At 74.6% G+C, this 23,714-nt stretch carries 17 protein-coding genes; 6 read left to right on the plus strand and 11 right to left on the minus strand.

Features of this window, described 5'->3' with window-relative positions:
* Positions 1-15 precede the first annotated feature (15 nt).
* The 9 genes from murG to mraZ all read right to left on the minus strand — a co-directional run bounded on the left by murG (position 16) and on the right by mraZ (position 11,582).
* The gene (gene murG / locus GA0070558_RS11455) at positions 16-1,122 is read right to left on the minus strand and encodes an undecaprenyldiphospho-muramoylpentapeptide beta-N-acetylglucosaminyltransferase (RefSeq protein WP_043967301.1); all 1,107 of its coding nucleotides are present in this window, start codon (positions 1,120-1,122) and stop codon (positions 16-18) included.
* Positions 1,122-2,528 (minus strand): FtsW/RodA/SpoVE family cell cycle protein, encoded by a 1,407-nt coding sequence (locus GA0070558_RS11460; protein ID WP_228986830.1) that lies wholly within the window; start codon positions 2,526-2,528, stop codon positions 1,122-1,124. Before GA0070558_RS11460 ends, murG begins: the two co-directional genes overlap by 1 nt.
* A 314-nt stretch (positions 2,529-2,842) precedes the next feature.
* Positions 2,843-3,979, minus strand: a complete 1,137-nt coding sequence (gene mraY, locus GA0070558_RS11465) for a phospho-N-acetylmuramoyl-pentapeptide-transferase (RefSeq protein ID WP_043967300.1) — start codon at positions 3,977-3,979, stop codon at positions 2,843-2,845.
* On the minus strand, positions 3,976-5,376 hold the full coding sequence (locus GA0070558_RS11470; protein ID WP_091278343.1) for a UDP-N-acetylmuramoyl-tripeptide--D-alanyl-D-alanine ligase: 1,401 nt from the start codon (positions 5,374-5,376) through the stop codon (positions 3,976-3,978). The genes mraY and GA0070558_RS11470 overlap by 4 nt, the downstream gene beginning before the upstream one ends.
* Positions 5,373-6,896 carry a UDP-N-acetylmuramoyl-L-alanyl-D-glutamate--2,6-diaminopimelate ligase gene (locus GA0070558_RS11475; RefSeq protein ID WP_091278344.1) on the minus strand — a complete coding sequence of 508 codons (1,524 nt, stop codon included), beginning with the start codon at positions 6,894-6,896 and terminating at the stop codon, positions 5,373-5,375. Before GA0070558_RS11475 ends, GA0070558_RS11470 begins: the two co-directional genes overlap by 4 nt.
* 91 nt (positions 6,897-6,987) lie before the next feature.
* On the minus strand, positions 6,988-9,216 hold the full coding sequence (locus GA0070558_RS11480) for a peptidoglycan D,D-transpeptidase FtsI family protein (RefSeq protein ID WP_091278346.1): 2,229 nt from the start codon (positions 9,214-9,216) through the stop codon (positions 6,988-6,990).
* 5 nt (positions 9,217-9,221) lie between these two features.
* Positions 9,222-9,860: a cell division protein FtsL gene (ftsL, locus tag GA0070558_RS11485; protein WP_091278348.1), complete on the minus strand. Its 639-nt coding sequence runs from the start codon at positions 9,858-9,860 to the stop codon at positions 9,222-9,224.
* The gene (rsmH, locus tag GA0070558_RS11490) at positions 9,857-10,948 is read right to left on the minus strand and encodes a 16S rRNA (cytosine(1402)-N(4))-methyltransferase RsmH (protein ID WP_091278441.1); all 1,092 of its coding nucleotides are present in this window, start codon (positions 10,946-10,948) and stop codon (positions 9,857-9,859) included. The genes ftsL and rsmH overlap by 4 nt, the downstream gene beginning before the upstream one ends.
* A gap of 202 nt (positions 10,949-11,150) precedes the next feature.
* Positions 11,151-11,582 carry a division/cell wall cluster transcriptional repressor MraZ gene (mraZ, locus tag GA0070558_RS11495; RefSeq protein WP_043967289.1) on the minus strand — a complete coding sequence of 144 codons (432 nt, stop codon included), beginning with the start codon at positions 11,580-11,582 and terminating at the stop codon, positions 11,151-11,153.
* Between the two features lie 354 nt (positions 11,583-11,936).
* Between mraZ and GA0070558_RS11500 the strand changes: the two genes are divergently transcribed.
* From GA0070558_RS11500 to GA0070558_RS11510, 3 genes are read left to right on the plus strand one after another with little or no spacing between them, the layout of a single operon-like run.
* The gene (locus tag GA0070558_RS11500) at positions 11,937-13,184 is read left to right on the plus strand and encodes a MurT ligase domain-containing protein (RefSeq protein WP_091278445.1); all 1,248 of its coding nucleotides are present in this window, start codon (positions 11,937-11,939) and stop codon (positions 13,182-13,184) included.
* On the plus strand, positions 13,174-13,893 hold the full coding sequence (locus GA0070558_RS11505; RefSeq protein WP_043967285.1) for a type 1 glutamine amidotransferase: 720 nt from the start codon (positions 13,174-13,176) through the stop codon (positions 13,891-13,893). The genes GA0070558_RS11500 and GA0070558_RS11505 overlap by 11 nt, the downstream gene beginning before the upstream one ends.
* A 37-nt stretch (positions 13,894-13,930) precedes the next feature.
* Complete coding sequence (locus GA0070558_RS11510) at positions 13,931-14,632, plus strand: TVP38/TMEM64 family protein (protein WP_077939051.1); 702 nt, start codon at positions 13,931-13,933, stop codon at positions 14,630-14,632.
* Positions 14,633-14,739: 107 nt separating this feature from the next.
* Here GA0070558_RS11510 and leuS read toward each other — a convergent pair whose 3' ends face one another.
* Positions 14,740-17,577 (minus strand): leucine--tRNA ligase, encoded by a 2,838-nt coding sequence (leuS, locus tag GA0070558_RS11515; protein WP_091278350.1) that lies wholly within the window; start codon positions 17,575-17,577, stop codon positions 14,740-14,742.
* Positions 17,578-18,060: 483 nt separating this feature from the next.
* Between leuS and GA0070558_RS11520 the strand changes: the two genes are divergently transcribed.
* The 3 genes from GA0070558_RS11520 (at position 18,061) to GA0070558_RS11530 (ending at position 22,962) form a co-directional block, all read left to right on the plus strand.
* A complete protein-coding gene (locus tag GA0070558_RS11520; protein WP_077939049.1) occupies positions 18,061-19,116 on the plus strand; it encodes an AAA family ATPase in 1,056 nt (351 codons plus the stop codon).
* Positions 19,117-19,118: 2 nt separating this feature from the next.
* Positions 19,119-20,417 (plus strand): DUF58 domain-containing protein, encoded by a 1,299-nt coding sequence (locus GA0070558_RS11525; protein ID WP_091278352.1) that lies wholly within the window; start codon positions 19,119-19,121, stop codon positions 20,415-20,417.
* A gap of 67 nt (positions 20,418-20,484) precedes the next feature.
* Entirely contained in the window at positions 20,485-22,962 is a 2,478-nt protein-coding gene (locus tag GA0070558_RS11530; RefSeq protein ID WP_091278354.1) for a transglutaminaseTgpA domain-containing protein, read from the plus strand.
* A 281-nt stretch (positions 22,963-23,243) separates the two neighbouring features.
* Here the strand turns inward: GA0070558_RS11530 and GA0070558_RS11535 are convergent, their stop codons facing one another.
* Positions 23,244-23,642 (minus strand): SCO2097 family morphological protein, encoded by a 399-nt coding sequence (locus GA0070558_RS11535; RefSeq protein ID WP_043967266.1) that lies wholly within the window; start codon positions 23,640-23,642, stop codon positions 23,244-23,246.
* Between the last annotated feature and the right edge of the window lie 72 nt (positions 23,643-23,714).

Here is a 23,714-nt window from a genome sequence, read left to right on the forward strand (position 1 = left end):
CGACGGCCCGGCCCCTCATCGGGCCACCGCCTCGTAGACGAAGTTCAGCAGCGCCTCGTCGCCGTCGCGCCGCCCGTACGCCGCCGCTGCGGCGCCCATCGCGGCGAGCCGGTGCGGGTCACGGATCAGCGGGATGATCGTGCGTTCCACCCAGGCCGGGGTCAGCTCGGCGTCGTCCACGAGCAGCCCGCCGCCGGCCTCCACCACGGGCAGCGCGTTGCGCTTCTGCTCCTGGTTGCTGTGCGGGTACGGCACGTAGACGGTGGGCAGCCCGATCGCGGCGACCTCGGCGCAGGTCATCGCCCCGCCCCGGCCGAGCATCAGGTCGGCGGCGGCGTAGCCGATCTCCATCTGGGACAGGTACGGCAGCGTCACGTACGGCACCGGCAGGTCACTGGGGATCGGCACCGGCTCGTTGCGGGCGCCCATCACGTGCAGCACCTGCACGCCGTGCCGGGCCAGCTCCTTGGCCGCGCCCGCGACGGCGAGGTTGATCGACCGGGCGCCCTGCGAGCCGCCGGCGACGAAGAGGACCGGCAGGTCCGGCCGGAGTCCGAAGTGGGCGCGGGCGGCGGCCGCGTTGGCGGCCCGGTCCAGCCCGGCGATGCCCCGGCGCAGCGGCACCCCGACCACCCGGGCGTCGCGCAGCGCCTCGGCCTGCGCCGGCTGGTGCGGGAAGCCCACCGCGACGTTGCTCGTGAACTTCATGCCGAGCCGGTTGGCCACCCCCGGCGGCACGTTCACCTCGTGGATGACGATCGGCAGCTCGCGCCGCCACGCGGCCAGGTAGCCGGGCACGGAGACGTACCCGCCGAAGCCGACGACCACGTCGGCCCGGACCTCGTCGATCACCTTGCCCGCCGCGCGGGCCGCCTTCCACATCCGGTCCGGGGTGCGGACCAGGCTCATGTTGACCGACCGGGGCAGCTGGTAGGCCGGGATCTGCCGCAGGTCGTAGCCGGCCGGCGGGATCAGCTCGTTCTCCAGGCCCTTGGGTGTGCCGAGGCAGGTGATCCGGACGCCCGGGTCGTGTCGGCGCAGGCAGTCGGCGAAGGCGAGCAGCGGGTAGATGTGGCCCCCCGTGCCTCCTCCGCAGAGCACCACCGAACGCAGCGGACCCATCAGCGTCTCCTCTCGCTCGCCGTCCCACCCCGGGCCCGGTCCGGCCGGGCGCCACGGGATGCGGCCTGGTCGTCCTCGCGCCGCGCCCGCGACCGGGGTACGGACCCACGGTCCGCCGGTGGCGGCGCCGGGCGACGGCGCCGGCCGGGAAGCGGCGGCAACGGGGCCCAGAGTAGTCGGACCCACCGGGCGGGCGGACGGGCATGCAGGGCTCGGGCCGCGTCGGGTTCGCAGCGGGCGAACGAGGCGAGCATCCCGATCGCCGCCATGGTCACCACCAGGGCGCTTCCGCCGTCGGAGATGAACGGCAGCGGCACGCCGGTCAGCGGCATCAGGCCGGTCACCCCGCCGATGTTGATGATCGCCTGCCCGACCAGCCAGGTGGTGGCCCCGGCGGCGGCGAGCCGACGGAACGGATCCTCCACCCGCCGGGCGATGCGCAGCCCGGTGTAGCCGAGCACCGCGAACAGGGTGATCAGCACGACGCAGCCGACCACGCCCAGCTCCTCGGCCAGCACGGCGAAGATGAAGTCGTTGTGCGCCTCGGGCAGCCAGCCGAACTTGAAGCTGCTCTTGCCCAGCCCGACGCCGAACCAGCCGCCGTGTTCGATGGCGTTGCGGGCCTGGGCGACCTGGTAGCACTGCTCGGCGAAGCACTCCTGCGGCGGCGGCGGGTTGACGAAGGTGGTGAGCCGGGCCAGCCGGTAGTTCTCCTGCCCCTTCGCCCCCGAACCCGCGCCCAGCGAGGCGGCGGCGACGAGCAGCCCGATGCCGACCAGCCCGATCACCGACAGCACGGCGAAGACCTTGGTGCGCACGCCGGCCGCCCAGAGCAGGCCGACGACGAGGGCAAGCAGGCAGAGCATCGTGCCGACGTCGTTGTAGCCGACCAGCACGAACAGCAGCGCTACCACGGGGAACAGCGGGGTGGCCAGCTCCTTCCACCAGCCGAGCCGGGCGCCCTTGCGGGCCAGCACGTCGGCCCCCCACAGCACCAGCGCGAACTTCGCCAGCTCGGAGGGCTGGAGCTGGACGCCGCCGACGAACAGCCACAGCAGGTTGGCCTCCAGCGGCCCCACCCGCTTCACCCCGAAGAACGAGTTGAGCGCGAGCAGCAGGTTGAGCACCAGCAGCAGCACCACGGCGACGCCGAGCGCCGTGCCGGCCACCGACCGGTAGGTGCTCGCCGGCAGCCGCTGGCACACCCAGAACGCCACCACCCCGATCACCGCGAAGATCGCCTGCTGGGTGGCGTCGGCGAAGGCGTTGCCCTCCTCGGCGTAGTTCTTCACGCTGGTGGCCGAGAAGACCATGGTCAGGCCGATGACCAGCAGCAGACCGGCGCTGGAGATCAGCAGATAGTAGGAGGCCAGGGGCCGGGCCAGCAGGCCGCGCAGCGCGGCCAGCCCGCCGGCGGCGTCCAGGCCGAAACCCGGCGCGGCGGCCGGCGGGTCGACCCCCCGGCCGCCCCCCGGGCCGCGTCGTCCGGACGTGTCGGTCGTTGTCGCGCTGGCGCCTCGGTCCTCCCCCACCCGCCCATCATCGCGAATGCGAGCGGCCCGTTCCGGCCGAACGCCGTGGTCGGCGTGTCGCCGGGCGAAAGGAAGGGCCCCCTGTTAACGCATTCTGCATAGCAGGGGCCCCTTCTTAACGCCTGGCGCGCCGCGCCGGCGCGCGGGGACGGGCGGCCGCGTCGGGTCGCGCGGGCCCGGCCGGCGGATCAGCCCATCGCGGCGAGGAAGTCGCTGTAGAACAGGCCGAGCGCGATGGCCACGCCGATCCCCGCGATGATCCAGAACCGGACCACGATGTTGACCTCGCTCCACCCGGCCAGCTCGAAGTGGTGCTGCAGCGGCGACATGCGGAACACCCGCTTGCCGGTGGTGCGGAACGAGATGATCTGGATGACCACCGACATCGTGATGATCACGAAGAGCCCGCCGATGATCGGCAGCAGCAGGATGGTGCGGGTGGACATCGCCATGCCGGCGATCAGGCCGCCCAGGCCGAGCGCGCCGGTGTCGCCCATGAAGATCCGGGCCGGCGAGGTGTTCCACCACAGGAAGCCCACGCAGGCCCCGGCCGCCGCCCCGGCGATCAGCGCGATCTCCAGCGGGTCCCGCACCGTGTAGCAGTAGTTGTCCGGGTTCGCCGTGTACGACGGGTCGGCGCACCAGTGCCGGTACTGCCAGAACGCGATCAGCGCGTACGCGGCGAGGACCATCACCGACGCGCCGGTGGCCAGGCCGTCCAGGCCGTCGGTGAGGTTCACGCCGTTGGTCGCCGCCATCACCACGAAGATGAAGATGACCACCGCGCCGATCTTGGTGACGTCCAGCGCGGGGATGTCCCGGATGAAGCTCAGCGTCGTGGCGCCCACGGTCTCGGTGTTGGTGGCCGCCCCGCTGGCGTCGGTCATGCTGCTGGGGAAGTAGAGCGCGACGACGCCGAAGGCCGCGCCGACCAGGATCTGACCGGCCAGCTTGCCCCGCTTGTTGAGCCCGCCGCTGTTGCGCTTGCGGACCTTCAGGAAGTCGTCGATGAAGCCGACCGCGCCGGAGAACACCATCAGGCCCAGCAGCACCAGCGCGGTGATGGTCGGCTCGACCTGGGCGATCTGCGCGTCCGGCAGGGTGGTCAGGGCGAGGTGCCCGGCGACGTACGCGATGACCGTGGCCAGGATGAAGACCACGCCGCCCATCGTCGGCGTGCCCTTCTTGCCCTCGTTGCTGGCGAGCCCGAGGTTCGATCGGATCGGCTGGCCGGCCTTGAGCCGGGCGAACACCTTGATCGCGATCGGGGTGCAGAACAGCGAGACGAGGAACGCCACGCCGATGGCGACGATCACCGCCCTCATGCGGCGGCACCCCCGTCCGCGGCGTCGGCGCGCAGCGCGTCGGCCACCTCCCAGGTGCGGTACCGGGAGCCCTTCACCAGGACGACGTCGCCCGCCCGTAGTTCACTCCGCAGCACCTCGACGGCCGCCGCCTGATCGGTGAGCAGCACCGATCCTCCTCCCCAGTCCTCTACCGCTGTCGCGCCCTCGTGGATCGGCGCCGCCGGCTCGCCCACCACGAGCAGCCGGTCCACACCCAGCTCGGCCGCGAGCCGGCCGACCTCCAGGTGCCCCTGTCGTTCGTACTCCCCCAGCTCGGCCATGTAGCCGAGCACCGCGACCGCCCGTCCCGCGCCGCGCATCCCGGCGAGCGCCCGCAGCGCCACCGCCGTGGACGCCGGGTTCGCGTTGTACGAGTCGTCGATCACCGTCACGCCGTCGGGGCGCTCGAAGACGTCCATCCGCCGGGTGGAGACCAGACCCAGCTCGCCCAGCGCGGCGGCCAGTTCGGCCAGCGGCATGCCCAGCTCCCGGGCCACCGCGGCGGCGGCCAGCGAGTTCGACACCTGGTGCCGGCCGGTGAGCCCGAGCCGCACGGCCGCGCTCCCCTCCGGGGTCACCAGGGTGTACGCGGCCCGCCCGCGCCCGTCCAGCGTCACGTCCACGGCCCGCACGTCGGCGTGCGCGGCCTCGCCGTAGCGCACCACCCGGGCGGCGGTGCGGGCGGCCATCGCGTCGACGAGCGGGTCGTCGGCGTTGAGCACGGCCAGCCCGTCGGCGGGCAGCGACTCGACCAGCTCCCCCTTGGCCAGCGCGATGTTCTCCACCGAGCCGAACTCGCCGAGGTGCGCCACGCCGACGTTGAGCACCACCGAGATGCGCGGCGGCACCACCTCGCACAGGTAGCGCACGTGCCCCACCCCCCGGGCGCCCTTCTCCAGCACCAGGAAGCGGGTGTCCGCGTCGGCCTGCAGCGCCGTCCACGGGTGGCCCAGCTCGTTGTTGAACGACCCGGGCGGGGCCACCGTGGGGCCGAGCCGCCCGGTGAGCTGGGCGATCAGGTCCTTGGTGGTGGTCTTGCCCGACGAACCGGTCAGCCCGATCACGGTCAGCGCGGGCAGCCGGTCCACGACCGCGCGGGCCAGCCGGCCCATCGCGTCGAGGGCGTCGCCGACGAGCACCATGGGCACCCCGGGCACCTGCCGGGTGCCGAGCACCGCCACCGCGCCGGCGGCCACGGCACCGGCGGCGTAGTCGTGGCCGTCCACCTTCTCGCCGGGGAACGCCACGAACAGCGCGCCCGGCCCGGCCTTGCGCGAGTCGAACTCCACCGGGCCCGTCACCCGGGCGGCCGGGTCGGCGGCGACCAGCCGGCCGCCGACCGCCTCGGCCACCTCGGCCACCGTCAGCGGGATCATCGCCGGCCCGCCAGGTCCCCGAAGCGGGCGCGCAGCGCGTCGGCCAGCTCCGTACGATCGTCGAACGGCAACACCTCGCCGCCCACCTCCTGCCCACGTTCGTGCCCCTTGCCGAGCACGGCGACCACGTCCCCCGGGGCGGCCAGCCGGACCGCCTCGTCGATCGCCGCGCGCCGGCCGGCCACCTCGACGATCCGCGCCGGCGTGGCGGCGGCGTGCGCCCCGGCCAGCACCTCCGCCCGGATCGCGCCCGGCTCCTCGGTGCGCGGGTTGTCGTCGGTCACCAGCACCACGTCGGCGCCCCGGGCGGCGGCGGCGCCCATCTCCGGCCGCTTGCCGCGGTCCCGGTCGCCACCGGCGCCGATGACGCAGATCAGCCGCCCGGCGCTCAGCTCGCGCAGCGCGGCCAGGGCCGCCACGATCGCGTCGGTCTTGTGCGCGTAGTCGACCACGCCGCGCACCGGCCCGGCCGCCGAGACCAGCTCCAGCCGGCCGGGCACCCCGCCGCAGGCGGCCACCCCGGCGGCGGCCGTGGCCGCGTCCACCCCCGCGCCGACCAGCGCGGCGATGGCCAGCAGGGCGTTGGCGACGTTGTGCCGCCCGGGCAGCGCGACCCCGGCCGGCACGGTCAGCCCGCCGGGGCCGTGCGCGGTGAACCGCTGCGCGTAGCCCTCGCCGTCGACGTCGGTGGCGTACCAGGTGGCGGTGGGGTCGCCGGCGGCCGAGTAGCTGACCGTGGCGGGGGTGTACAGCGCGCGCAGCGCCGACTCGTCGTGGTTGAGCACCTCGACGGCGCAACGCCCGTCGAACAGCTGCGCCTTCGCCGCGAAGTAGTCCGCCGAGTCGGCGTGGAAGTCCAGGTGGTCGGAGCCGAAGTTGGTGTAGCCGCCGACGGCGAACCGCACCCCGCCGACCCGGCCCATGGCCAGGGCGTGGCTGGAGACCTCCATGACCAGCGCGGTGACCCCGCGCTCCCGGGCGGCGGCGAGCATGGCGTGCAGGTCGGTGGCCTCCGGGGTGGTGCGCACGCTGTCGACGACCAGGTCGCCCAGCCGGGTCTCCACCGTGCCGATGAGGCCCGTGACGTGGCCGGCGGCGCGCAGCCCCGACTCCACGAGGTAGGCCGTGGAGGTCTTGCCGGCGGTGCCGGTGATCCCGATGACGGTCAGGCCTGCGGTGGGGTCGCCGTAGACGGCGGAGGCGAGCGCGCCGAGCACCGCGCGGGGGTCGGGCACCACCAGCGCCGGCAGGCCCGCCGCGGCCACGGCCGGCGCGCCGGCCGGGTCGGTGAGGGCGGCCACCGCGCCGGCCCCGGCCGCGGCGGCGGCGAACTCCGCGCCGTGGCGGCGGGCGCCGGGCAGCGCCGCGTACAGGTCGCCGGGGCGGACCTCCTGGCTGGCGTGGGTCACCCCGGTCACCACCTGGTCGGCGGCCCCCTCGGGGGCCTCGACGGCGAGCCGGTCGGCGAGTTCGCCGAGCCGGAGTCCGGTCACGGTACGGGGGCGTGGATTGCCGGGCACGGCGTCAGACCCTACCCGGTCGTCCGGTTCCGGCCGTACAGCCGCCCCGGTGGTTCGTCCCCATCAACCGATGATGTCCCGCCGCGCCTGGTCAGCGCGGAAAGACCTCGAACTTGGGCGCCGGCGCGCCGGACGGCGGGACCCGGTTGCGGCTGAGCGTGAAGCCCATGATGTCGCGGAACGCGGGCGCGGCGACCGCCCCGCCACCGCCGCCGGGGCTCCACACGAAGACCGCCACCACGAAGCGCGGATTGTCGGCCGGCGCCATCCCGATGAACGAGCCGACCTCGCCGGGCTGCTGCTTGCCGTCGACGTAGCGGATGCCGGTGCCGGTCTTGCCGGCGACCCGGTAGCCGGGCACCGCGGCCGCGAGCCCGGTGGCCCCGTCGACGGTGGTGACCGCCTCCAGCATGGTGCGCAGCGCCTTCGCGTTGGCCGGGCTGAGCACCGGCCGGGTGACCGGCGCCTTGCCCGGCGTACGGCTGCCGTCCTTGCCGCTGATCACCTCCTTGATCAGGTGCGGCTGGACGTACGTGCCGTTGTTGGCGATCGCGGCGTACGCGGCGGCCATCTGCAGCGGGGTGGCGTCGACGCTGTGCCCGATCGGCACCGACCCGTACGACGACCCGCTCCACGACTGGGCGGGCAGCAACCGGCCGCTGGCCTCCCCCGGGATGCCCTCGCCGGTGGGCTGGCCGAGCCCGAAGCGCTTCTGGTAGTCGATCAGCCGGTCCGGGCCGAGCTTGTCGGCGATCTCGATGGTGCCGACGTTCGACGAGTACGCGAGCATCCCCGGCAGGCTCATCAGCCGCCCGTTCGCCGGGTGGGTGTCGCGGAAGGTGGTGTCGCCCCGGACGATGCTGTCGGGGATCGGCAGCGCCGTGTCGGGGGTGATCACCCCCTCCTGGAGCGCCGCGCCGAACGTGATCGCCTTGTGGATGGAGCCGGGGTCGACCACGAAGCTGGTGGCCGCGTCCTCCCGGTCGGTCGGCTCGCTCTCCTGCGGCTTCGCCGCGTTGTAGGTGGGGTGGCTGGCCTGGGCCAGCACCTCGCCGGTGGGCACGTCGAGGACGATGGCGACGCCGACGCTGCCCTGCACCTTGGCCACCTGGCTCTTGAGCACCTGCTGCGCCTTGAACTGCAGGTCCCGGTCGATGGTCAACTGCAGGGAGCTCCCCGGCTTGGGCAGGGTGGTGCTGCTGTAGCCGCCGGGGATCGGCGCGTCGAGCTTGCCCTGGCCGGCCTCGTACACCCGGCGGCCGATCTCGCCGCGCAGCAGGTCGTCGTAGCGGGCCTCCAGGCCCTCCAGGCCGACCATGTCCTGGCTGGTGAAGCCGATCAGGTTGGCGGCCAGGTCGCCGCCGGGCACCTCGCGCCGCTCGTCGCGGTGCACGCCGATGCCGTACAGGTCGAGCGCCACGATCTTCTTGGCGGTGGGGACGTCGACGCCCCGGGCCAGGTATTCGAACTGGGAGGCTTTCCCGTTCTCCAGGGTGCGCGGCTTCATCCGCTCGGCCAGCTCGGAGGCCGGACGGCCGAGCAGGGGCGACAGCGCCCGCGCGGTCTCCGTGCGGTCCCTGACCCGGGTCGGGTCGGCGAAGACGTACCGGGCCTCGACGCTGTTGGCCAGCGGGGCGCCGGTGCGGTCGTAGATCGCGCCCCGGGGGGCGGGCAGGTCGATCCGGATCACCCGGTCGGCGAGACCGCCGCCGGCGTACGCCGGGGTGTCGACCGCCTGGAGGAAGACCAGCCGGACGCCGATGGTGGCGAACAGCGCGAGGACGAGCAGGGTGCCCAGGCGCAGCCGGCGGCGCGGGTCGGCCAGCCGGGGCGGCTTGCGGGGCTTGCGCGGCGACCGCCCGGCGGCGGGCCGGGTGGGGCGGGTGGGGCGGCGCGGGCCGCGCCCGGCGGGCCGGCGGCGCGGCGGGCGCGGCGCGTCATCGTCGTCGTCGGGCCGTGCCCGGGTGGGCACGGTCCGGACCACCGCGGCGCGCGCGGCCGGGACGGGTTCCCGGCGGCCGGCGCGACCGCCGCCGGCCCGGCCGCCGTCGAGCACCTGCAACGCCGGCCGGAACGGGTCACCGCCGGCCCGGCCGCCCCGTGGGGTACGCCGCTGCTCGGCGCCCCCGGCGGTCGGCCGGCCCGCCGCCTGGCGCTCCTCGCGGACGGTGCGCCCCCGGGGGGTGTACGCCCGCGCGTCGGAGATGCCCTGCACGCCGGGCTCGCCGGTGCGCGGCTCACCCCGCCCGCCGGTGGCCCGCGACGAACCGCGCCGGGAGCCCGAAGGGTCCCGGCGCGGTTCCTCAGCTCTCGGCGGCACCCCGATCAGCCCCCCGCACCCTGCTGGCTGGTGACCGACGGCTGGCCGTTGGCCGGCTGCGGCACCCCGATCACCCGGCCGTCCGGCAGCCGGATGTACGCCGGCTCCTCCGCCTCGACCATGCCGAGCCGGCGGGCCGTGGCGGTGAGGTTGCCGGGCGCCTTCGCGTCGGCGATCTCCTTGTCCAGCTGCTGCTGGTCCACGTCGAGCTTGGCCTGCTGCTGCTGGAGCCGCTCCAGCCGGAACGAGTTCTCGTTGATCTTGGTGTTGACCAGCAGGATGCCGAGCACCCCGCCGACGACCAGCACCAGGATCAGCGCCACGAACGGCGCCCGCGGCACCGACACCGGCGGCGGCGGGGCGACCCGCAGCCGCGGCGACGGGCTCGCCGCCGCACGGGCCCGCTCGGTCGTGCCGGCCCGCTCGGCCGGGCTGACCCGCTCGGTCGGGCGCAGCGCGGCGCTGCCGTTGGTCGGGAACTCGCGCGCCCCCCGGGCGCGAGTCTCCCCCTGCCGGTCGAGCCGGCCGGCCCCCGGAGCCGGCATCCCGGCCCGCGTGGTCCGCTGCGCCGCGATCCGGCCCCCCGACCGCGGTGCGCGCTGCCCGACGCCGGTGTCCCGGCCGTCGCGCTTGTCAGCGTTCATCTTCTTCCCTCCCCCTCTTCGTCCGTCCCTGCGCCCGTCGACCCCGGATCCGCCGATCCGGTCCCCGGTTGGTGCATCGCCCTGACCCGCCGGCGGGGCCGTTCGCGGTCGGCCCGCCCCTGTCGCTCCGCGTCCGGGTCGATCCGTTCCGCGGCCCGCAGCCGCACCGACGCGGCACGCGGGTTCGCGGCGACCTCCGCCTCCCCGGGCAGCTCCGCGCCCCGGCTGAGCAGCCGGAACGTCGGACCCGACCCGGGCAGCTCGACCGGGAGGTCGACCGGGCCCTTGCTGCGGACCCGGTCGGTGAGGGCCGCCTTGGTGAGCCTGTCCTCCAGCGAGTGGTAGGACAGGACCACCATGCGACCGCCCACGGTGAGCTTGTCGAGAGCGGCCGGCAGCGCCGTCTCCAGCGCCGCCAGCTCCCTGTTTACCTCGATCCGTAAAGCCTGAAACGTTCTCTTGGCCGGGTGTCCCCCGGTTCGTCGGGCTGGTGCGGGAATGCTCTCCCTGACCAGTTCCGCCAACCGCGCCGACGAGGTGATCCGGGCCCGTTCCCGCTCCCGCAGGATCGCCGAGGCGATCCTCGGGGCGAACTTCTCCTCCCCGTACACCCGCAGCACCCGGGCCAGATCCGGGTGGGAGTAGGTGTTGACCACCTCCTCGGCGGTCACCCCCCGGGTCTGGTCCATCCGCATGTCCAGCGGCGCGTCCTGTGCGTAGGCGAACCCGCGGTCGGGCGCGTCCAACTGGAGCGAGGAGACGCCCAGGTCGAACAGGACGCCGTCGATCGCCGGGTAACCCAGCCGGGCCAGCACCTCGGGCAGCTCGTCGTAGACGGCGTGCTCGAGGTGGACCCGGTCGGCGAACCGGGCCAGCCGGACCCGCGCGTGGGCGAGGGCCTCGGTGTCCCGGTCCAGCCCGATCAGCACCGTGCGCGGATGCCGTTGCAGCACCGCCTCGGCGTGACCGGCCAGGCCCAGCGTGGCGTCGACGTGGATCGTGCGGTCGCCCCTGTCCAGCGCGGGGGCCAGCAACTCGAGACACCGCTCGAGCAGCACCGGCACGTGCGTGCCGCGAAGCTCCCCCATGTCGACCCCCACCGGTTGAACCGTCCGTTTCTCTCCGCGCCTGTCGTCGGACGACGCCTCCGTCGTACCGCCAGATCCCCATCCGCTCCCGCCCACCGGAGGCCGCGGCCCTCCGGGAGATCGTGCGCCTGGCACCGGGGAAGGGGTGCCAGGAACTCGAAAGCGGCTGGAGATCTCGCAGTACGTCGGGCGTCGTCACGCCCTACAGACCGCCGGGCAGCACCCCCTCCTCGATGTCGGCGAAGTCGTCTTCGCTGTCGGCGAGGTAGGCCTCCCAGGCCGCCTTGTCCCAGACCTCCACCCGCGTGCTCGCGCCGATGACCACCAGGTCACGGTCGAGCCCGGCGTACGCCCGCAGGTGCGCCGGGACGGTGACCCGCCCCTGCTTGTCCGGGACCTCGTCGTGCGCGCTGGCGAAGAAGACCCGGCTGTAGGCGCGGGCCGCCTTGTTCGTCATGGGTTGCGCGCGCAACTGGTCGGCGATGCGCTGGAACTCGGGCATCGGGAAGACGTAGAGACAGCGATCCTGCCCTTTGGTGATCACGACACCCCCCGCCAGCTCATCCCGGAACTTCGCCGGAAGGATCAACCGGCCCTTGTCGTCCAGGCGCGGGGTGTGGGTGCCGAGGAACATCGGCCCAACCCCCTCGCCCTTGCAGCGGCGTTCGCGGCGCCGCTCCCCCCGGGCCGGTGGGCCCTCCCGGCCTCACCATTGGTCCCCACTCTACTCCACTTCCCTCCACCTGCAACCAGAATCGCCCGCGCGGCGCGTCGTCGTCGGCGACAAAACAGCACGTCAGAAGGGGTGGAGCGAAGTGGAGGGCCGCGGCGCCCCCACCCCGGCGTCCACTACCCGACATAGATCGACTCCATCCGGTCGACCGCGCTCCGGCCGTCCGCCCGGGTGGCCCGGCCGAACGGTTCGCCGTCGGCGGCGATCTGGCGGGGGCGGCGGTCCGGTAACCTCGCTCGCGTGACGGACGCGAAGATGCCCCTGCGGGCAAAGGTGGCCAGCTCCGTGTCGCGGACCGCCGCGGCGCTGTCCCGGGCCGCGGGTCGTGGCGACGGTTCGGTGATCGGCGGCTGGATCGGCCTGAAGATCGACCCCGACCTGCTGGCCCACCTCTCGGCGGGGCGCGCCATCGCGCTCGTCTCCGGCACCAACGGCAAGACCACCACCACCCGGCTGACAACGGCGGCGGTCGGCGTCCTCGGCCGGGTCGCCACCAACTCCTTCGGCGCCAACATGCCCACCGGCCACACCTCGGCGCTGGCCAAGGCCGGCAGCACCCCGTACGCGGTGCTGGAGGTCGACGAGCACTACCTGGCCCAGGTCCTGGAGGCCACCGAGCCGCACGTGGTGGCGCTGCTCAACCTCTCCCGCGACCAGCTCGACCGCGCCAAGGAGGTCGCCATGATGGCGCAGCTCTGGCGCGCGGCGCTGGTCAACCACCCCGACGTGCGGGTGGTCGCCAACGCCGACGACCCGATGGTCGTGTGGGCGGCCACCCCGCCCGGCGACCCGGCCCGGGGCATCCGGCCGCCGCACGTCACCTGGTTCAGCGCCGGCCAGCGCTGGCACGACGACTCGTGGGTCTGCCCCGAGTGCGGGCACACCATCGCGCGCAACGGCGACCAGTGGTGGTGCAGCGGCTGCCCGCTGCGCCGGCCCGATCCGCACTGGGCCGTCGAGGACGACGGGGTGCTCGACCCGACCGGCGCCTGGCACAAGGTGGTGCTCCAGCTCCCCGGCAAGGTCAACCTCGGCAACGCCGCCACCGCCCTCGCCGTCGCCGCCGAGTTCGGCGTCCGCCCGGTCGACGCGGTCTCCCGGCTCGGCGCGGTCACCTCCATCGCCGGCCGCTACGCCCAGGTCGACCGCGACGGGCGCAACATCCGGCTGCTGCTGGCGAAGAACCCGGCGAGCTGGCTGGAGGCGTTCGACATGGCCGACTTCGCGCCGACGCTGCTCTCCATCAACGCCCGGGACCCCGACGGGCTGGACACCTCCTGGCTCTTCGACGTCGACTTCGCTCCGCTGCGCGGCCGGCAGGTGCTGATCACCGGCGACCGGGCGTACGACCTGGCGGTCCGCCTCGACGTCAACGGCGTGCCCTTCCAGCACGTCCGCACGTTCGGCGAGGCGGTCCGGGCGGTCCCGCCGGGCCGGCTGGAGGTCATCGCCAACTACACCGCCTTCCAGGACATCCGAGCGGAGCTGGACCGTGTCAACTGAGAGCCTGCGTATCGTCTGGATCTACCCCGACCTGCTGTCCACCTACGGCGACCGGGGCAACATGCTGATCCTGGCCCGCCGGGCCCAGCAGCGCGGCATGCCCGTGGAGGTGCTGGAGGTCCGCTCCGACCAGGCGCTGCCCGCCACCGCCGACATCTACCTCATCGGCGGCGGCGAGGACGGCCCACAGGCGCTCGGCGCGCAGCGGCTGCGGGCCGACGGCGGCCTGCACCGCGCCGTCGCCCAGGGGTCGGTGGTGTTCGGCGTCTGCGCCGGCTACCAACTCCTCGGCACCTCGTTCTTCGCCAAGGGCGTCCAGTGCGCCGGGCTGGAGCTGCTCGACCTCTCCTCCGACCGGGGCCCGTCGCGGGCCGTCGGCGAGCTGGCCGGCGACATCGACCCCCGGCTCGGGGTGCCGGCGCTCACCGGCTTCGAGAACCACGGCGGGCGCACCCACCTCGGGCCGGGCGTGTCCCCGCTGGCCCGGGTCACCGCCGGGGTCGGCAACGACGGCGCGACCGAGGGCGCGTGGCGGGGCAAGCTGCTCGGCACGTATTCGCACGGGCCGGCCCTGGCCCGCAACCCGGCCCTGGCCGACCTGCTGCTGCGCTGGGCGACCGGCGCGCACCAGCTCCCGCCGCTGGACGACACCTGGGCCGACCGGCTCCGCGCCGAGCGCCGCGCCGCGGTGGCCGCCGCCCGGGCATGATCCGGGCCGCCCGGCGGCTGCCGCGGCCCGGCCGCGCATGACCCGGGCCCCGCGCCGGCTGCTCGCCGCCGCCCGGCGGCTGCTCGGGCAGCCGCCGGCGCGCCGGTTCGCCCTGCTGCTGCTCCTGCTCGCCGGGCTGGCGGCGCTGCTGCCGGTGCTCCCCCGGCCCGACCCGGCGGCGCTGCCCCGGCTCGCCGACTCCCTCGGCGGGTACGCCCCGGTCGCCGCGATCGTCGGCGGGGCGCTGCTGCTGGTCGCCCTGGTGCCGCGCACCTTCGTCACGCTCGCCGTCGGCGCGATCTTCGGCCCCCTCGAGGGCGCGGCGTACGCGCTCGGCGCGGCGCTGCTGGCCGCCGCGCTCGGCTTCGCCGTCGGCCGGGCGCTGGGCAGGGAGTTCGTCGCCGAACGGGTCCGGGGACGGCTCGCCCGCCTCGACGGCTGGTTCGCCCGGCAGAGCGTGCTGGGGGTGGCCACGGTCCGGCTGCTGCCCATCTCCGGGTACGGGCTGGTCAGCTACGGCTACGGCACCACCGGCGCGCGGGTGCTGCCGTACCTCGCCGGCAGTGTCCTCGCCTCCGCCCCGACGGCGTTCGGCTACGCGGCGCTCGGCGCGGCGGCCACCTCCCCCGGCGACGTCAACTGGTACGCCGCCGCCCCCGCGAGCCTCGGCCTGATCGCCAGCGCGGTGCTGCTGCACCGCTGGTGGCGCGCGGAACGCCGCCGCCGCGCCGCCGCCTGACACGCCCCCTCCTGACGCCCCCGCCGCGACCGCGCCCCCGCCGGCGGGGCGTTAGGAAGGGGCCCCTGCTATGCAGAATGCGTTAACAAGGGGCCCCTCCTTGCACCTCAGGCGACGACCGAGACCATCCGGCCCTTCACCACGATGACCTTGCGGGGCTCCTTGCCGGCCAGCGCGCCCGCCACCGCCTCCAGCGCCGCCGACCGCACCTCGTCCTCGGACGCGTCGGCGCTCACCTCGATCCGGCCGCGCACCTTGCCGTTGATCTGCACCGGGTACGTCACCGTCTCGGCGACCAGCAGGGCCGGGTCGGCGACCGGGAAGTCCGCGTACGCCAGGGAGGCGTCGTGGCCCAGCCGCCGCCACAGCTCCTCGGCGACGTGCGGGGCGAACGGGGCCAGCATCAGCACCAGCGGCTCGGCCACCTCGCGGGGGGTGGCCGGCAGCCGGGTCAGCGCGTTGGTCAGCTCGATCAGCTTGGCGATCGCGGTGTTGAACCGGATCCCCTCCATGTCGCCCCGGACCCCGTCGACCACCTTGTGCAGCAGCCGCCGGGTGGCCTCGTCGGCCGGGTCGTCGGTGACCCGCGTCGCGCCGGTCTGCTCGTCGACGACGGCCCGCCAGACCCGCTGCAGGAACCGGTACGACCCGACGACCGCCCGGGTCTCCCACGGGCGGGACACCTCCAGCGGGCCCATCGACATCTCGTACACCCGGAAGGTGTCCGCGCCGTACGCGGCGCACATGTCGTCGGGGGTCACCACGTTCTTCAGCGACTTGCCCATCTTGCCGTACTCGCGGCGCACCTCCTCCTCGCCCAGGAACCAGGTGCCGTCGCGCTCGACGACCTCCTCGGCCTGCACGTAGGAGCCCCGGGCGTCGGTGTACGCGTACGCCTGGATCATGCCCTGGTTGAACAGCTTGCGGAACGGCTCGAAGCTGGACACGTGGCCCAGGTCGTACAACACCTTGTGCCAGAAGCGGGCGTACAGCAGGTGCAGCACGGCGTGCTCGGCCCCGCCGACGTACAGGTCGGTGCCGCCGCAGTCGCCCTCGGCGCGCGGGCCCATCCAGTACCGCTCGTTCTCCGCGTCGACGAAGCGCTCGGCGTTGGTCGGGTCCAGGTAGCGCAGCTCGTACCAGCAGGAGCCGGCCCACTGCGGCATCACGTTGGTCTCGCGGGTGTAGCGCTGCGGCCCGTCGCCCAGGTCCAGCTCCACCTCGACCCAGTCGCGGCGGCGCGACAGCGGGGTCTCCGGGTTGCTGTCGGCGTCGTCGGGGTCGAACGTCTTGGGCGAGAAGTCGTCGACCTCGGGCAGCTCGACCGGCAGCATCGACTCGGGCAGCGCGATCGCCGCGCCGCTGGCGTCGTAGACGATCGGGAACGGCTCGCCCCAGTAGCGCTGGCGGGAGAACAGCCAGTCGCGCAGCCGGTAGGTGGTCGCGCCGGCGCCGTGCCCGTTGGCCTCCAGCCACGCGATGATCGCCGCCTTGGCTTCGGCGACCCCCAGGCCGTTCAGGTCCAGGCCGCGCTCGGGCGCGGCGCTGTTGATCGCCGGCCCGTCCCCGGTGTACGCCGTGCCGGCGAAGCCGTCGGCGGGCTGCACGGTACGCACGATCGGCAGCTCGAAGACCTCGGCGAACGCCCAGTCCCGCTCGTCCTGCGCCGGCACCGCCATGATCGCGCCGGTGCCGTAGCCGGCCAGCACGTAGTCGGCGATGAAGATCGGGATCTGCCCGCCGGTGACAGGGTTCGTGGCGTACGCGCCGACGAAGACGCCGGTCTTCTCCTTCGTGTCGGCCTGCCGCTCCACGTCGGTCTTGGCCGCCGCCGCCTTGCGGTACGCCTCGACGGCCGCCCGGGGGCTGGCGTGCCCGCCGGTCCAGGCGTCCCGCGTCCCGTCCGGCCAGGCGGCCGGCACCAGCGCGTCGACCAGCTCGTGCTCGGGGGCCAGCACCATGTAGGTGGCCCCGAAGATGGTGTCCGGGCGGGTCGTGAACACCCGCACCGGGCCCCGGTCGGTGGCGAAGTCGATGTGCGCGCCCGTGGACCGGCCGATCCAGTTGCGCTGCATCAGCTTGATCGGCTCGGGCCAGTCCAGGGCGTCCAGGTCCTCCAGCAGCCGGTCGCCGTACGCGGTGATCCGCATCATCCACTGCTTCAGGTTGCGCTTGAACACGGGGAAGTTGCCCCGGTCGGAGCGGCCGTCGGCGGTGACCTCCTCGTTGGCCAGCACGGTGCCCAGCCCCGGGCACCAGTTCACCGGCGCCTGCGAGACGTACGCCAGCCGGTGGCCGTCGACGACCGCCCGCCGCTCGGCGTCGGTCAGCTCGGCCCACGGCCGGCCGTCCGGCGTCGGGCGCTCGCCCGCGGCGAACTCGGCGATCAGCTCGGCGACCGGCCGGGCCTTCCGGGCGTCCGCGTCGTACCAGGAGTTGAAGACCTGCAGGAAGATCCACTGGGTCCAGCGGTAGAAGTCGGTGTCGATGGTGGCCACCGAGCGGCGGTCGTCGTGGGCCAGGCCCAGCCGGCGCAGCTGCGCCTTGTACCGCTCGATGTTGGCCACGGTCGTGGTGCGGGGGTGGGTGCCGGTCTGCACCGCGTACTGCTCGGCGGGCAGGCCGAACGCGTCGAAGCCCATCGCGTGCAGCACGTTGCGGCCGGCCATCCGCTGGTAGCGGGCGAAGCAGTCGGTGCCGATGTAGCCCAGCGGGTGCCCGACGTGCAGGCCCGCCCCCGACGGGTACGGGAACATGTCCAGCACGTACAGCTTCTCCGCGCCGGCCCGGGGGTGGCCGGGGTCGGCCAGCGGCCCGGTCGGGTTCGGGGCGTGGAAGGTGCCCTCCCGCTGCCAGGTGTCCTGCCAGCGCTGCTCGATCTCCTCGGCCAGGGCCGCGGTGTACCGGTACGGGGGGATGTCGCCCGCCCCAGTTGCCTCACTCATCGTCTCTCCTCGTTCGCTTCGTCGCGGCGTCGCCGGGCCGGGTCCGGCGGTGTCGGCCCGCCGACCGGGCCGGCGATCCCGGCTCGCCGGGCGGCCCGGCGGAGGGCACAAAAAAGCCCCTCGCGCAGGAGGGGCCGCCGTGCTGTCGCGCGTCAGCGCATCAGCACGGCCCGGTAAGAAGCAGGAAGACTCCGGCCATGTCGGGCAGTGTACCCCGCCGGCCCGCCGGGCACGCGGCCCGCCGCCGCGAGGTGGGACGCGGGACACCCCCCTCACGCTGGGTGACGATGCGTTTCCCCCGTCGGGCGAATATTCCGGGCGTAACCGACCGACTTGCTGCGGGGTTCGGCGTTCACGACAAACATGGTTAGCCTGAGAGGCCAGTGAGATTTCTGCGGCAGACGAGGCTCTCCCGTCGCGAACCCAACGGCGGGTCCAGGTGCTCTTAACAGAGCTGCCGTCGTGGCGACGAGGAGGAGGCCCGTGACACAACAGACCTGGGACGAGGTGGGCGGTCTGCTGCCGCACGACGAGTTCCGCGCCGCCAGCGAGGCCATCGTGGCCAACATCGAGCAGGTCATCGAGGGCAAGACGGCGACCGTCCGCCTCGCCCTGGCCGTCCTGCTCGCCGAGGGCCACCTCCTCATCGAGGACGTCCCGGGCGTCGGCAAGACCAAGCTGGCGAAGGCCCTCGCCCGGTCGATCGACTGTTCGGTACGGCGCATCCAGTTCACCCCCGACCTGCTGCCCAGCGACGTCACCGGCGTCAGCGTCTACAACCAGGAGACGCACGACTTCGAGTTCCGCCCCGGCGCGGTCTTCGCCAACCTCGTCGTCGGCGACGAGATCAACCGGGCCTCGCCGAAGACCCAGTCCGCCCTGCTGGAGTGCATGGAGGAGCGGCAGGTCACCGTCGACGGGGTCACCTACCAGCTGCAGACCCCGTTCATGGTGATCGCGACGCAGAACCCGATCGAGATGGAGGGGACCTACCCGCTGCCCGAGGCGCAGCGCGACCGGTTCACCGCCCGCATCGCGATGGGCTACCCGGGGCCGGAGGCCGAGCTGGCCATGTTGGACGGGCACGGCGCGGCCGACCCGTTGCAGGAGCTGCGGGCGGTCTCCGACGCCGACACCGTGCGCCGGCTCATCGCCACCGTCCGCGAGGTGCACGTCGCCGACGCCGTGAAGCAGTACGCGGTGGACCTGGTCACCGCCACCCGCGAGGCCCCCGACCTGCGACTGGGCGCGTCGCCCCGGGCCACCCTCCAGCTGCTGCGCACCGCCCGCGCCGTCGCCGCCCTGGAGGGGCGCGACTACGTCCTCCCCGACGACCTGCAGGCGCTCGCGGTGCCGGTGCTCGCCCACCGGATCATCCCGACCGCCGACGCGCAGCTCGCCCGGCGCACCACCGACGCGATCGTCGCCGAGCTGGTGCACCGGCTGCCGCTGCCGCACGACCGCCAGCGGTCCCCGTACGACAACCGGCCCGCCGCCGACGGCAACGGCCGCGCCCCGTACGAGCCGCGGAGGCGGTGAGCGTGCGCGACGGGCTCCGGGGCCTGACCACCCGTGGCCGCTCGTTCCTGGCCGCCGCGCTCGCCGCGGCGGTCTCCGCCGTCATCCTCGGCGAGAAGGACCTGCTCCGGGTGGCCGTGCTGCTCGCCGTCCTGCCGCTGCTCGCCGCCGCGTACGTGGGGCGCAGCCGCTACAAGCTGGCCTGCAACCGGTCGCTGGACCCGCACCGGGTGCCGGTCGGGGCCAGCTCCCGGGTGGTGCTGCGGTTGCAGAACATGTCCCGCCTGCCCACCGGCACGCTGCTGCTGGAGGACCGGCTGCCGTACGCCCTGGGCAGCCGGCCCCGCGTGGTGCTGGAGCGGCTCGGCGCGCACCAGGCCAGCTCCGTGGCGTACACGGTCCGCGCGGACGTGCGCGGCCGGTACGAGGTGGGCCCGCTGGTGGTCCGGCTCACCGACCCGTTCGGGCTGTGCGAGCTGACCCGGTCGTTCCCCAGCGTCGACCAGCTCACGGTGATCCCGCAGGTCACCCCGCTGCCCTCGGTCCGGCTCCCCGGCGAGTACGCGGGCAGCGGCTCCAGCCGCGCCCGGTCGGTGGCGGTGCACGGCGAGGACGACGCGGCGACCCGGGAGTACCGGATGGGCGACGACCTGCGCCGGGTGCACTGGAAGTCGACGGCCCGCACCGGTGAGCTGATGGTCCGCCGCGAGGAGCAGCCCTGGGAGAGCCGGGCGACGGTGGTGCTGGACACCCGGGGCTACGGCCACCGGGGCGACGGCCCCACGGCGAGCTTCGAGTGGGCGGTCTCCGCGGCGGCCAGCATCGCCGTGCACCTGCGCCAGGCCGGCTACAAGCTGCGTCTGGTCACCGGCGACGGCGCGGACGTCGACGCCACCGAGGCCGCCGGCGACGGGCTGCTGCTCGACCAGCTCGCCGAGGTCCGCCTCGACCCGCGCGGCGACATCACCACGCTGGTGCGGCAGGTCCGCCAGCGCGGCGACGGCGGCCTGATCATCGGCCTGTTCGGCGCGGTGAGCCCCGCCGAGGCGGAGCTGCTCGCCGGCCTGCGCGGCAACGGCGCGACCTGCGTCGGCTTCCTGCTGGACAGCTCCACCTGGCTCCACCTCGCGCCCCGGGCGCGGGCCGAGGCCGACCACGCGCACGGCGCCGCCGCGCTCGCCCTGCTGCAGAGCGGGTGGCGGGTCGTCGGGGTCGACCACGGCGCGCGGCTGCCCGCGCTGTGGCCGCAGGCCGGCCGGGGCTCGCAGGGGTTCGCCCTGCGGGCCGCGCTGGCCGAGACCGTGGCCGGCGGCGTCAAGTGACGATCCGCCGGGTCGGGCGCACCTGCCGGCCCGCCCCGGCGGGAAGATGACCCCGAAAGGCTCCCCCGTGACCGCGACCCGCAACCTCGGCTTCGTGGCCGCCGCCGCGACCCTGCTGGCGGCCGCCCCGCTGTCGGCCATCTTCGAGCGCTGGACCTGGCTCATCCAGGCGGCCATCGCGGTCACCGTGGTCGCCGGGGTGGCCGCGCTGACCCGGCTGGTCCGGGCCCCGCTGTGGGGGCAGGTGCTGGGCATGCTCGGCGGGTTGACGCTCGCGCTGGCCTGGCTCTTCCCCGCCGGCACCGAGCTGGTGGCGTTCCTGCCGACGCCGGGCACGTTCGCCCACTTCGGCGAGCTGCTGAGCGCGTCCGTGGTGGACATGCGCTCGTACGGGGTGAAGGTGCCCGACACCGACCCGCTGCTGTTCGTCAGCGTGCTCGGCATCGGCGGGGTGGCCGTGGTGGTGGACGTGCTCGCCGTCGGCCTGCGCCGCCCGGCGCTGGCCGGGCTGCCGATGCTGGCCATCTACTCGGTGCCCGTCGCCGTCTACGTCGACAGCGTCCCCGCCGTGCCGTTCGTGGTCGGCGCGGCCGGCTACCTGTGGCTGCTGGTCACCGACAACGTCGACCGGGTGCGCCGGTTCGGCCGCCGGTTCACCGGCGACGGCCGCGACGTGGACGTGTGGGAGTCCTCGCCGTTGGCCGCCGCCGGGCGGCGGCTCGCCGTGGTCGGGGTGGTGCTGGCGGTGGCGCTGCCGCTGGCGGTGCCGGGGATGACCGGGGGCCTGCTCAACGCCGTGGGCGCCGGCACCGGCACCGGGTCGGGCAACGGCCAGGGCGGCAACCCGGGCCGCATCGACCTCTTCGCCTCGCTGAGCGGGCAGCTCAACCAGTCCGAGGTCTACGAGATGGTCACGGTGACCACCACCGAGCCGAACCCGTTCTACCTGCGCTACGGCGTCGCCGACGAGCTGCGGCCCGACGGCTTCCGGGTGCGCAACCCGACCGGGCGGCCCGTCACCCGGGACCTGCCCGACCCGACCCAGCGCTCGGGCACCGGCAACGGCGTCGAGCGGGCACAATACCGGGCCACCGTGGAGGTCTCGAAGAACCTCAACATGCCGCTGCTGCCGGCCTACGCCGAGCCGGTGCGCACCGAGGAGCTCAGCGGCAACTGGCTCTACGACCCGAACCAGCAGGTGCTCTTCTCCAACCGGGAGAACTCCCGCGGCAAGCGCTACTCGTTCGACTACGTCCGGTCGACGTACACCCCGACGGCGCTGCGGCGGGCCCCGTCGCTGCCGTCGGACCACCCGATCCGGCTCCAGCAGACCGCCACCCCGCCGGTGGAGCAGGTCGACACCCTGGTCGCCGACCTCGTGCGGGGCCGCAGCACCGACTACGACAAGGTCCGGGCGATCTACGACCACTTCTCGGCGGACAACGGCTTCACCTACAGCCTGACCACGAAGGGCGGCACCAGCGGTCAGGACATCGTCGACTTCCTCAACAACAAGGCCGGCTTCTGTCAGCAGTACGCGGCGGCGATGGCGTGGCTGGTCCGGTCGGCCGGCATCCCGGCCCGGGTGGCGTTCGGCTTCACCAACGGCACCGGCCGCACCGACGACGGGTACGTGCTGACCAACCGCAACCTGCACGCCTGGACGGAGGTCTACTTCGACGGGATGGGCTGGGTGCCGTTCGACGCCACCCCGGCGTACGGGGTGCAGGGCTCGACCCGCTCGGCGTGGGCCCCGGACACCGACGCGCCGGAGCCGGCGGCCACCGAGCCGGGTGCCCCGGCCGCCCCCGACGACTCGGAGGCGGCGCCGGAAGCCACCGACCCGGACGCCGCCGACCAGGACACCGACGCCGGCCTGGCGGTCGGGGCGAACGATCCGACCCGGCAGGCCCCGGTGTGGCCGTGGTGGGCGGCCGGCGCGCTGGCGCTGCTGGCCCTGCTCGCCGTGCCGGCGCTGCGGCGGATGGCGCTGCGCCGCCGGCGGGTCGCCCGGCCGACGGTGGCGCTCGCACCGGCCACGGTGGACGCCGGCGTGGGCCCGGCCGGCGAGGCGGGGCGACCGGTCACGGTGGTGCTGGACCCCGACCGGGCGCGGGCGGACGCGCACGCCGCCTGGGACGAGCTGCTCGACACCCTGGTCGACTACCGGGTCCGGGTGGACCGGACGGAGACGCCGAGGGCGACCGCCGAGCGCCTGGTCACCGAGGCCGTCGGCGAGGACGCCTCCGCCGCCACGGCGGTACGGCTGCTGGGCCGCGCCGAGGAGTTGGCCCGGTACGCCCGCGCCCCGCTCGCGGGCGGGGAGCTGCACCCGGCGCTGCGCGCCGTCCGGGGTGCGCTCGCCACCCGGACCGACCGGCGGACGCGGCTGCTGGCGGCGGTGCTGCCGCCGTCGGTGCTGCTGCGCTGGCGCACCGCGCTGGGCAACACGTCCTCCCGGCTGGTGGCCAGGACGGGCGACGCCCGCTACCGGCTGCTGCGCTGGAGCCCGCGCCGCCTGCTGGCCACCCGCACCGGCCGCTGACCCCCGTCCGGCGAACGCCGTTCCCGTCGTCGGGGACTGGCCCTGGCGAGCGGGCTGGCGGACGGCGGGCTGGTCGGGCGGCAGCCGAGAACGTTGGCTGCTTCCAGTACACGACACGCCGACGTGATGCCACCGCAACCGGCCACCGAACGCGCGCTCCGCATGCGGAAGCAGCGCCCGTGGCTCCGGGTGCAGGCAGGAAGCAGCGGCCCGCCGTCGGCGGGCCGGATCAGCGTGGTCCCGCCAGGCCGGCGGGACCGAGGATCAGCGGTGGAACCGGGTCAGCGGTGCCCCTCCGGGCGCTGCCGCCACCGGTCCTCCATCCGATCCACGAACGACGACCGCCGGCCGGACCGCCCGCGCGGGCGGCGTCGGCTGGTGGTCGTCCCCCCGACCACGTGCAGGTCGGGGGACTGCGCCTTGCGGTGCGACTGCACCGCGTACGCCGCCGAACCCAGCATGATGACGAAACCCACCACCGCGAGCGGCGGGGTCTTGATCACCGCACCGTAGACCAGTAGAGCCAGGCCAACGATGATCGCGCCGGCAGCGACGAGCAGACGACGCCGCGCGTGGAAGCGCGGATCGCTGGCACGCACGGCCGAGGCGAATTTTGGGTCCTCGGCAAGCGACCGCTCGATCTGCTCGAACAGCCGCTGCTCGTGCTCCGAGAGCGGCACGGCACTCCTCCCCGGTCACGCTGGTCGGCCCGGTCGGACCGACAGACCGTGGCAGCCAACCGGCTGCTTAAC

The organism is Micromonospora haikouensis (genome assembly GCF_900091595.1).
Taxonomy (GTDB): domain Bacteria; phylum Actinomycetota; class Actinomycetes; order Mycobacteriales; family Micromonosporaceae; genus Micromonospora; species Micromonospora haikouensis.

What these genes read in the sequence shown, in the direction of transcription:
- murG (WP_043967301.1), bottom strand. Translation starts at nt 1,122, where the DNA reads ATGGGTCCGCTGCGTTCGGTGGTGCTCTGCGGAGGAGGCACGGGGGGC.
- mraY (WP_043967300.1), bottom strand. Translation starts at nt 3,979, where the DNA reads ATGAGGGCGGTGATCGTCGCCATCGGCGTGGCGTTCCTCGTCTCGCTG.
- GA0070558_RS11470 (WP_091278343.1), bottom strand. Translation starts at nt 5,376, where the DNA reads ATGATCCCGCTGACGGTGGCCGAGGTGGCCGAGGCGGTCGGCGGCCGG.
- ftsL (WP_091278348.1), bottom strand. Translation starts at nt 9,860, where the DNA reads ATGAACGCTGACAAGCGCGACGGCCGGGACACCGGCGTCGGGCAGCGC.
- rsmH (WP_091278441.1), bottom strand. Translation starts at nt 10,948, where the DNA reads ATGGGGGAGCTTCGCGGCACGCACGTGCCGGTGCTGCTCGAGCGGTGT.
- mraZ (WP_043967289.1), bottom strand. Translation starts at nt 11,582, where the DNA reads ATGTTCCTCGGCACCCACACCCCGCGCCTGGACGACAAGGGCCGGTTG.
- GA0070558_RS11500 (WP_091278445.1), top strand. Translation starts at nt 11,937, where the DNA reads ATGCCCCTGCGGGCAAAGGTGGCCAGCTCCGTGTCGCGGACCGCCGCG.
- GA0070558_RS11510 (WP_077939051.1), top strand. Translation starts at nt 13,931, where the DNA reads ATGACCCGGGCCCCGCGCCGGCTGCTCGCCGCCGCCCGGCGGCTGCTC.
- leuS (WP_091278350.1), bottom strand. Translation starts at nt 17,577, where the DNA reads ATGAGTGAGGCAACTGGGGCGGGCGACATCCCCCCGTACCGGTACACC.